This window comes from Streptomyces echinatus, from assembly GCF_014203595.1.
Lineage (GTDB): Bacteria > Actinomycetota > Actinomycetes > Streptomycetales > Streptomycetaceae > Streptomyces > Streptomyces echinatus.
In genome coordinates, this window is the sequence record NZ_JACHJK010000022.1 from 87251 (window position 1) to 96646 (window position 9396).

The 9396-nt window shown below is 68.0% G+C and carries 9 protein-coding genes and 2 pseudogenes; 4 read left to right on the top strand and 7 right to left on the bottom strand.

All coding sequences use genetic code 11. The annotated features are described in order from the left end of the window. Positions 1-12 precede the first annotated feature (12 nt). Positions 13-309: pseudogene (locus FHS34_RS43065) on the top strand (ATP-binding protein); the annotation flags it as partial. A 6-nt stretch (positions 310-315) separates the two neighbouring features. On the opposite strand, the gene FHS34_RS43070 reads toward FHS34_RS43065, so the two are convergent. Next, positions 316-516 (bottom strand): hypothetical protein, encoded by a 201-nt coding sequence (locus FHS34_RS43070; protein ID WP_225817818.1) that lies wholly within the window; start codon positions 514-516, stop codon positions 316-318. A gap of 136 nt (positions 517-652) precedes the next feature. Between FHS34_RS43070 and FHS34_RS38100 the strand changes: the two genes are divergently transcribed. Further along, complete coding sequence (locus tag FHS34_RS38100) at positions 653-1765, top strand: hypothetical protein (RefSeq protein WP_221509990.1); 1113 nt, start codon at positions 653-655, stop codon at positions 1763-1765. A 32-nt stretch (positions 1766-1797) separates the two neighbouring features. Here the strand turns inward: FHS34_RS38100 and tpg are convergent, their stop codons facing one another. The 6 genes and pseudogenes from tpg to FHS34_RS38125 all read right to left on the bottom strand — a co-directional run bounded on the left by tpg (position 1798) and on the right by FHS34_RS38125 (position 8365). Next, positions 1798-2529 (bottom strand): telomere-protecting terminal protein Tpg, encoded by a 732-nt coding sequence (gene tpg, locus FHS34_RS44285; protein ID WP_376773156.1) that lies wholly within the window; start codon positions 2527-2529, stop codon positions 1798-1800. Between the two features lie 582 nt (positions 2530-3111). After that, positions 3112-3732 carry a hypothetical protein gene (locus tag FHS34_RS38110; RefSeq protein ID WP_184974266.1) on the bottom strand — a complete coding sequence of 207 codons (621 nt, stop codon included), beginning with the start codon at positions 3730-3732 and terminating at the stop codon, positions 3112-3114. Continuing rightward, positions 3729-4277 (bottom strand): sigma-70 family RNA polymerase sigma factor, encoded by a 549-nt coding sequence (locus tag FHS34_RS38115; RefSeq protein WP_184974268.1) that lies wholly within the window; start codon positions 4275-4277, stop codon positions 3729-3731. The genes FHS34_RS38110 and FHS34_RS38115 overlap by 4 nt, the downstream gene beginning before the upstream one ends. Before the next feature lie 389 nt (positions 4278-4666). Next, on the bottom strand, positions 4667-4816 hold the full coding sequence (locus tag FHS34_RS38120) for a hypothetical protein (protein ID WP_184974270.1): 150 nt from the start codon (positions 4814-4816) through the stop codon (positions 4667-4669). A gap of 320 nt (positions 4817-5136) precedes the next feature. Then, a pseudogene (locus FHS34_RS43075) lies at positions 5137-5547 on the bottom strand (DEAD/DEAH box helicase); the annotation flags it as partial. 268 nt (positions 5548-5815) lie between these two features. Next, positions 5816-8365, bottom strand: a complete 2550-nt coding sequence (locus FHS34_RS38125) for a DEAD/DEAH box helicase (protein ID WP_184974272.1) — start codon at positions 8363-8365, stop codon at positions 5816-5818. 280 nt (positions 8366-8645) lie between these two features. Between FHS34_RS38125 and FHS34_RS38130 the strand changes: the two genes are divergently transcribed. Next, the gene (locus FHS34_RS38130) at positions 8646-8840 is read left to right on the top strand and encodes a zinc ribbon domain-containing protein (RefSeq protein ID WP_184974274.1); all 195 of its coding nucleotides are present in this window, start codon (positions 8646-8648) and stop codon (positions 8838-8840) included. Positions 8841-8901: 61 nt separating this feature from the next. Continuing rightward, positions 8902-9195 carry a hypothetical protein gene (locus tag FHS34_RS38135; protein ID WP_184974275.1) on the top strand — a complete coding sequence of 98 codons (294 nt, stop codon included), beginning with the start codon at positions 8902-8904 and terminating at the stop codon, positions 9193-9195. Positions 9196-9396 lie beyond the last annotated feature (201 nt).

Consider the following 9396-nt stretch of genomic DNA (forward strand, 5'->3'; position numbering starts at 1 on the left):
GCCCGCGCGATGATGTGCATCCACGGCGGCGCCGGCTTCGGCAAGACCCTCGCCGTCAACACCTGCCTGCGCGAACTCGAACCCGGCGAGGATGTTCGAAAGATCACCTTCCGGGCCCGTCCCACCGCCCGAGCGGTGCGCTACGAACTGTTCACCGCCCTCGACCTGGCCGGTGAACCACCGCGCCACCCGAGCGAGTTCGACCGCCTGCTGAAGATGGCTCTGGCCGAACGCCCCCGCACCTTCCTCGTCGACGAGGCCCAGTGGCTCAACGGTGAGGCGTTCGAGTACTTCCGCTACCTGGGGGACGAACCCTCAACCCAGCTCGCGATCATCTTCGTCGGCGGGGAAGGCTGCCACACCGTGCTGCGCCGCGAACCGATGCTCTCCTCCCGGATCTTCATCTGGCAGCACTTCACCCGCCTCACCCCCGGCGAGGTCCTCGAAGCCATCCCGCTGTTCCACCCCATCTGGGCCGACACCGACCCCGACGACATCACCTTCGCCGACAGCCACGCCGCACACGGCAACTTCCGCGCCTGGGCCCAGCTGACCGCCCACACCCGCACCGCCCTGGCGCACCGGCCGCCCCCGCGTCGACCAGGAGCTGCTGCGCTGGGCCTTCAGCCGCCTCGCCTGACCCCCACCGTCCATGCCTCCTGCCCGGCCGCTGCCGTCCGTCACCGTGGTTCTCGACCGCCACGACGACGTGCTGCACACCCACACCGCTCTGGCCGCCCACCATCCGCCGTCCGGCCGGATCACCCTGCACCCTGGCCCGGGCACCACCAGCGAAACCGGCCTCGCCCACGACCTTCTCGCAGCCCTAGGCAAACCACCCCTGCTCCCGGGCCGCTTTCCCGGCGGCCGCCAGCCCGCATGGGAAGCCGCCACGGCCTGGATGACCGCCCTGCCCGTCACCCGACTGACCGTCCTGCGCGCTCATCGCCTCACCGCCCGCCGCACGACGCGCCTCCTGCAGCTACACGTCCGCACCGGCATCCACCTGACCCTGGTCTGCCACCGCCCTCACCTTCCCGCCGCCCTGCACCAAGCCCTGCGGACGGCCGACTACTCCCTCACCGCCGACATCGAGGCCGCCCGCCGCCACTACTACGGCACCCCTGTCGCCGAACCCCCGCCCCCAGACGAACCCGCCGCGCCGGCCAGCCGGTGGCTCACCCTGCCCACACTGGACCGCCTCGTCTCCTACGACAGCCCCAGACCCTGTGCCGACCCGTGCACGCCGCCCCCGATCATCTGGCGGCACCGCATACCGCCTGCGCCTCTCACCGCGCCCACCGCCCAGCGGGTCGCTCACCGGCTTCACGCGGCGACCGCTCACCCTCGTCTGGCCGCGGCCGTCGCCGCCGCGCTGTTCACTGGCGCCTCCCTCCAGCAACTTGCCACCGCCCGCCCCCACGACTACGACACTGCTGCGGCCACGCTCGCCCTGCATGACCGCGCCCGCTACACCGATGGCTGCGCCGCCTACCCCGTACCGCCCTGGGCAGGCGTCTTCTTGCGGGCCGCGGCCTGCTTCACCCGGCTCCTCTCCGGCGGGGACCAAGAGCTGCTCGCCGCGCCAGGTGACCGCGGACACTTGCTGCGAGTGGCGGAGACGGCCAGGCTGCGCCCGCCCCAGCCGCCCACAGCCCGCCGCAAAGGCCCGGTCGGGCGTGCGGAGTGGGACTGGCGCGAGCGGCAGGAAGCCGAGAGGTACGAAGCGATTCCGGCCGACCGAGCCAGGCGGTCGCGACGCTGACCACCCTGCCGTGCTCGCTCGATGGGCCAGGCTCAGCCGATCGAGAAGTCGACGAACTCGACGTCCCTGAAAGTCACGTGCAGGCCGTGGGCCCGGCGGCCCCACTCGCGAAAGTAGGCGTGTCCCAGCGCGCGGGCGAGTATCGCCGTCTGCTGCTGCTCGCCCGCGCCGGCATCCCGAGCGGCGAACAGCTCCCGGGCTACCTCTCCCGGCAGGTCCTGGGTGATCCACCGCACCCGCGGATCATCCGAGGACCCCGCAGGAGCCGCGAACCCAAGTCGCGCACGGGTATGGAAGATGAAGCCCTCCGCCTCTGCCTGGGCACGCCGACGAGCCCGTACCCGGGGCTGCCACCGAGCCAGAACCGCTTCGTCGATCGCCCGGACCTGCAGCGGATCCGGCGGACGACGTGCCTCCGCTCTCTTCGACACCCACCGCTGCACAGTGCGCTGCGAGACCCCCAGCATCGTGGCCACCTTCCGGGTGGAACCCCGGTTCCTCGCCAGGAGGAACCGCAGGCGGGCTTCGGTGCTTGAGGGGATGGGCCGGGTGTGTAACGCGCGCTCCAGGCCCTGCTGAATCTGTCCCATATCAGCCTCTCCAAGTGGCCAGCCGACAGGGCCCCCCGCAGTCAGTAGCGTCAGTTCTCCCACGCCGGCCGGCCGTGCCGGCCAGTTCCGGCATTTTCGCGACAGCACGGGCTGGGGCAGGCTACGAGGCCCCGGGGGAGCACGAACTACAGCAGTGCGGACAGGGACGGACATCGCTGAACGGGCCGGAGAGAGGCACTCGCCGAACCACCGACGCCTGCTGAGCCGCGCCGGACGCCGGCCACCGCGCGGCCCGGCTTTCGGTCGTCCCCTGCCTTTCCCTCGATGCCCGACTCACTCCCGGGGCCGCCGAGGGTGGCGGTGCGGGCGGCGTAGTGAAGGCGGCCCGCCTCGTGGTAACTGCTGAGCGGCCGTGGGGCCGGTGGCAATGCCGACGATCGCCTTGTTTGTCTCGCGGTCCTGTACTTCTGCCACCCTCACCGACGGCGTGTAGGGGGCGCCCAGCATGTTGAAGACTACTTCCGACCGGCGTACCACGTCAGCCACTTGCGCCGCTGACCGTGGCGGAAGGGAAGCACCTGCTGCCGCGCGGTGGCGGGCGCATCATGTGGTCGCTCCGCGTCGCTGCGGTCCGCACGGAGCTGAGGGGCGCGTCGTCGGGGACTCGTCCCTGACCCCGAGTGCTGCCGGAACGGCCGCGGCGGCTACCTCTGCCAAGAGGTAGCCGCCGCATCGCTGAAGTTCTCACCCACTCCCTCTCATGGAGAGAGTTCAGGGATCACCAATAAGGTTCGCTCAAATACGCCTTCCACCGTCCGCGACTTGGTCTGGGTTGGAAAGGAACTGCTCGATCTCCCCGAATAGATCGTCCAGTTCAGCTTCCGCCATTTGCTCACGGCTGCAGAAACGCCGCAAGAGTCTTACCTGAGGGACAGTGAAGTGTTCGCGAAACAGCCTTCTAGATGTGGCCGCATCGTCTGGAACATCACTCACCCCCAACTCCTCTTCGAGGATCTCGACATAGTCTTTCGCGTCCTCGTCGCCGCTGGCAGCAGCCCTTCGCCACCAACCGTAAGCTGCTTTTAGATCGCCGAAAGCCTCGGCGATTTCGGCGACTCGTCGTTCTTCGGCGGGCTCTAGCTGGTTTTTCGTGTCTTTGTTGAGCAGCTTGAAAAGCTCGCACAGTCGATCCCGCTGACGCCGGTCGCGCAGCAGGTCGCGCACCCGAAGCGGGTTCTCAACCGTCACGAGGCAGGCCCCGGCCGGGGGCCGGCCCGAAGGCCGGCCCCCCTGGTTGAGGGTGAGGCGAGAGACCTCACCCAACCGGTTTTCCTCGCGCAATGCCTGGTCAAAGAGCTCCAGCAGGACCAGGCGGCCGAACGCTTCGCGCTCCTCATCGAACATCCAACTGCTCATGCTGACACCTCCTCGGATGACGCAACCATTGCCTTCTCCAACCGCCGACGGGCCGCCCCGAGATACCTCCGGACGGTATCCACTTCGACGTCCATCTCCTTCGCCACTTCCTCCAGCGGAAGTTCCCTCACAATAGCGAGGTCGACAACCTTCCGTTGAGCCCTGGGCAACTCGGTGATGAACTTGTAAATCTCGGCTCGGAGTTCAGCAACGAGCACTGACTCCGGGATTCCGATCGATGAAGTCCCCTCGGGGAGAACCTCCGGAGGAACCGGGATAATGGGGATCTTCTTGTTATTCCTGAATTCGTCAACGATTACGTGTGACAGAACCTTCCGACTGTACTGCACTAGTCGACTGTCACTGATGAGACCCAGGTCCGGAAATCTTTTGAATACTTTTTCCATGGTGATCTGGACCGCATCTTCAGCGAAGTTCCGGTCAGATGCTTTCGCCATGGCTGCCGACATGAGAGGACGTCTCAGAGTCGTGAACCTGTCGTTCGGATCACTATTAAAAGTGGGCGAGTACGCTTCGTCGGTCACGGTGACCTCCGACCACACATCGCCCACGGCGGCGTACCGTGGCAGGCGGTGTATACACCGGCTTCCCACGGGATCCCAGGCCAAGCCATCAGGCTCGGCTCCCTTCTGTGAGGTGTCTTCAGCGGTGAAGGCAGCGCCTTCACCCACCTACACGCTGGAAGGGCCTGAATCCGGATGCCCGCGGACGGACTTTTTCCAAGTTTCTTGAAACCGCAGGTCAGTCCACCCGCCGGTCAGACGCATCTGTGGGACGGACGCCGTCACTGTGACGGCGTCCGTCCCACAGATGCCCGCATAAGCGGCCTCCAGCGCGGTCGCCTCCGGCGTCAGGTCCAGAAGGAACTGCACGCCGCACGCCGCCGCGCTGGAGGCCCAACGCTTGGCGGGCACTACAACTTCAAGAACGCCAGGAGCGCCACGAAGGCGGCCACGCCGAGGGTGATGGCCGGGATGAGGGCCGGACTGGAGATCGCGAGGTAAGCGGCGAAGGCCGCACCCATCACCGCGATCGCGATGGGCGTGCGCTCGTTGCTGGGCACTGGACTGCCTCCAAGGCATCGTGGGCGAACATGCGTTGGAGGGCCCGGAACTGTTGCCCTCCCCCCACTTACACGGCGCAGGACCCCGGAGCCGGATGCCGGAATGCTAACCAGATCACAAGCGCGACTGGGTACTTCGCCAGCATCACCGACGCCGCATTCGGCGCCGACAGCACCTGCACTTCAGTTGCCTTGCTCAGCTTCGACCGGAGCACGACAGCGCTCTGTGGTGGTGAGGGTTTGCCACCACCTGCACCACCGGCTGCGCGGCGCCGACCACTCAGGCGTAGGGCCGGGAGCATGACGCTCCGCTCCCGGCCCTACGCCCGCCGACAGCGGCATGCCCATTCGATGCCCAGTTCCCGTCGCGCCTGCAGCCGCTCCGCGCTGAGGCTTCACGACCACCGGCTCCTCCTGGCCGTCGACCGTGATCTCTTCGGCGTGTCCGCGCGGCACCGGCCGGCCCGCACCCTCTCGCTCCGTGAGGCCGCCAGGCCCCGCTGGAAGGCCTGCTGCGCTTTGCTCGACGGGCGCCCGCTTCTCTTTGCCGCGTGAGCCATCGTCCGATGTCGTCGCCCTCGAACACCACCCCGGGGTCGATGGTCGGCAGGACGCAGTCGGCGTCGACGAGGTCGGAGAGGACGCGGTAGTGCCGCTGCCAGTCGAGCGGCCAGGGGCAGTTCCAGTCCGGGTCGATCCCCCGCCAGCTGTGCCGCGCGCTCTGCGGCCCGCAGGCTCCAGTCCCTCATCGGTCTGTCCCATCGGCGAACGTCAGCTGCGCCCGGAAGTCCGCTGCATCCTGCTCGCTCGGATGGAAGACCTTGCCCAGCGCTGGCTACCAAAGCCTGGCTGTGATCTGCCGGTGTCGGGAGAGCCGCTGGGGAGAAGCCGCACTGTATTGCTTCTGCCGGTCGTGACGGCCCTTTGTACACAATCCGCCCGCTAAATGTGCGCTTCATGGCACAGCCGCTGCGCCTGGGCGGTCGCGCTTGGTGGCGGTCATGTCCATCGCATGCCGATGGCGGAGAGCTGCTCGACCCGCTCCGGGGACAGGGACGCGGCTCTGGAGCGCTGGTTCCCGACCCATGCCCCGAGCTTGATCTCTCGTTCCTCCTGCTCACCGCCGTTCTTGCCGTCGCGACTGTCGTCCCCGCTGGCGCCAACGATCCGCTCGATGTGCTTCCTGGGTACTCGGAGGTGTCCTTCGCGCTCGTAGTACTGCTTGGCGGCGGCGAGGTGCATCGCCCATTTGTCGGCCTGACTCATGCGCGGCTTGGGTTTCTCGTCGTCAGTGGCGGGTGTGATGCCAAGGACGTGCTCCAGCATCCACTGCTGCACGCCTGTGAGCTTGTCCCAGCCGAGCCGTTGTGCTCGGACCCATCGGCCGAGGTCTTCGCCCTGGCGTACGACGTCGCCCGGCGACGTGGGCAGCGCACGGCCGGCCTCCAGGTGGAGCCGGACGAGGTGGAAGGCGCGCTGCCATTCGATGGGCCATGCTGGGCACCAGGCGGGGTCGATGTCGTCGAGCTGCTCGCGTCGTTCCTGCGGCATCGCGCCGACGGCCGACTTCATGGGCAGGCCTTCGGCACGGCGCTGCTCGTTCTCCTGCGCCCGCCGGGCGGCAGCCCTGGCATTCTTCAACCAGATGCCGACCTTGTATCCCTGGTGGGTGGCGTCGGTCGGGGCCAAGAGGTGCCCGTTCTGCTCGGCCCATCCGCGCGCGGCTGCCAGGCCCTCTTCCCATGCGACGTCGTAGTGCGACCAGACCATGCCGAGCTTCTCCAGCTGCTCGACGCGGTCCTGGTCCATGTCTCCGCGGGCGTAGAAGCGGCGCGCGTCGCCAGTCCACTGTCCCAGCGGGAATCCGGCGAGAGTGGCCGGCCAGCCCTCGGCTTCCGCTTCCCCACCTGTCGGCACGCGGTAGGTGAACGGGACCTTCAGGTCCCCGTGCAGCCGGTGGTAGATGACGGCGGCCTCCACGCCACGCCGCCAGTGTGCGTGCTCGGGGTTGAGGACGCGGAGGTTGATGAACGCGGCCAGCTGTGCGGGGTCGCGCGGGGTGGAGAACTTCAGCAGTTCCCTGGCCGGGACCGACAGTCGCTCGCTTCGGTCGCCCGCGGCTTCCTCACCCCCGCCGCTGCCCAGATGGGTCTGTACGCCTCTGACACGGCTCCGCGCTTGCGGCTCGGCCAGAGCTTCCACGACGCGGGCGTCGTGAGCCCGCAGCGCTTCCAAAAGCCTGGCCAGGCCGCCGAAAGCCCGGGAGGTGAGCATGTTGTCGACGGTCTCTCCGGGCCCGAGCAGGACGGGCACCACGAGGGAGGCGACCTTGCCCTCACCGGGCTGGATCCGTAGCGCGCGGCCGACGGCTTGGACGAGGTCGGGCATGGAGCCGCGGACGTCGGCGAAGTAGACGGAGTCGCATTCCCGGGTGTCGACGCCCTCGCCCAGCACCTTCACCGACCCCAGGAAGCTCTTCTCCACGACGGTGCCGTCCCCGGCGATGCCGGTGGCGAACTCGCCAAGCACACGGCGCCGGTGATCGACCCGGTGCTCCCCGCACAGCCAGTCGGCCCAGACCGTGCGTGGGTACAGCCCAGGATCGGCCGTGTGCAGCTGCTGGGCGACGTCTGGGAGGCCGGCCGCGAACGCCTCGGCCTCCTTCACCTGGTGGTGGAAGACCAGCGTCCTGCGGAAGCCTTCCTCCGCCGAGGCCTTCACCAGCGCCGTCTGCAAGGCTGCGAGCCGCGCCCCGCGCACCTCGTCCGAGCGCGCCTCAGCACCCAGCAGCTGCGCCGCCTGAAGGTGGGTATCGGTGATGTCCAGGCACACCACCTGATACGGCGCGCAGATACCCCGGTCGATCGCCTCCGACAGCGTCAGCGTGTAGCAGCGCGCACCGAACGGACCCTCCGGGTCGTCCTCCATCGAAGCGGCCAGCTCACCCGGCGCGCCCGGTGCAGTCTCAAAGTCCTCGTCCAGCTGCCACAGCCTCGGGGTGGCGGTCATGTAGAGGCGGCGCAGGGCGGGGATGCGGGTGTTGTCGTGGACGACCGCCCACGGCTTCCCGATCCGGCCCGAAACCCTGTGCGCCTCGTCCACGACGATCAGCGACCACCCCGGAAGGCCGGCGGCGTGCGCGCGTTCCAGGGTGCCGAGCCCGAGCGAGGCGTACGTGGCGAACACGGTGACCCTGTCGAGCGGTCGCACCCAGTCGACCAGCTCGCCCACGTCCGTGGTGTTCGGGAAGCCCGCCTCCGCACCCCGCAGGGACGAGACCCCGATCATCGGCCCCGTGCGCCCGCCTGCACGCCATGCGGCCTCCGTCTGCGCCAGCAGATCCAGCGAGGGCACGAGCACCAGGACACGGCCCGCACGCAGCTCCTCCGCGCTCCGGGTGGCCACCAGGGTCTTGCCCGATCCGGTCGCCATGACCACCTGCGTCCGTAGACCCCGCTCGGGCACTGTAGATCTTGCAGGCAATTCGAGTGCCCGGAGTACCGCGTCCACGGCTTCTCGCTGATGAGGACGGAGTGCCTTCACCGTCATCTCTGTCCACCCTCTCCCACCACCCGGACAACACCGGCACTCAATGAACTAGCCTCAAACAGCGAGGGTTGAACCACAGTGTCCTCACCGCGACACCGGATCCACGCCCTGGCACGGGACACAGCGCACCACTTCCGAGCGGGCCACACACCCCACGGCTCTGGAGCCATCCAAGTCCAGAGTCTATCGGAGCTTCAAAATGAAGCAGACCTCCCTGAGATTCGACACGGAAACCGCGGGTACTCCGCACTCATCACAGCCCACCCGTCCGAGGAGAGTCATGACAGCGGAAACCGAGAACAACAAAGGCAACCGGTTCTGCAAGGCCTGCGGCACGCCCGCCGAAGACGGGCAACTGTGCAGCCACTGCGGCGCCGTCCTGGACCTCCCCGACGGTGCAGGACTGGTCGAAGACCAAGGCGCAGCTGTACGACGCGACTTCGAGGGGCGCACCCAGCAGCAAGAGCAAAAGTGAACGAATCAGCAGAAGCAAACCCGGTCTGCTGAACCGCGTGCCCCGGGGTACACGGGCCGGCATGGCATCCATGACTGATCGCATCATGTCTCTGCGGGCCGTGCGGCAGCTGCGCCGGGTCCGCGCCTTCTACGCGGTGGGCGCCCTGATGTGGGCGACATCGACGGCCTGGACCGGCTGGCAGTCTCCCGGGAGCAGGCAGATGTGGGTCTCCGTCCTCCTTCTAGTTATCTTCACCGGCCTCCTGCTCACGGCTTCCCTGTGGCTCCAGCGCCTTCAGGGCACGGGTTCGGCCGTCCCTGCGCATCACGCCGCGCCACGGCGGGCGGCCGGGCCGCACCACGCGCATGCCTGACTCACCGCGAGCGTGGCCCGGGCGTCCCGGCGTCTGCGGGAGCGATAGCCGGGCATACGGGTTTACCCCCTTGTGAGAGGAGCTCGTGATGCTTGGCATAGTCGCTGCGGTGTTGTTCTTCTTTGCGTTTTTGATCAACGCGGCTGATATCAGTACCAACGATGCGTTTTCTTCGACGAACGTCATGCTGCTGGGGCTGAC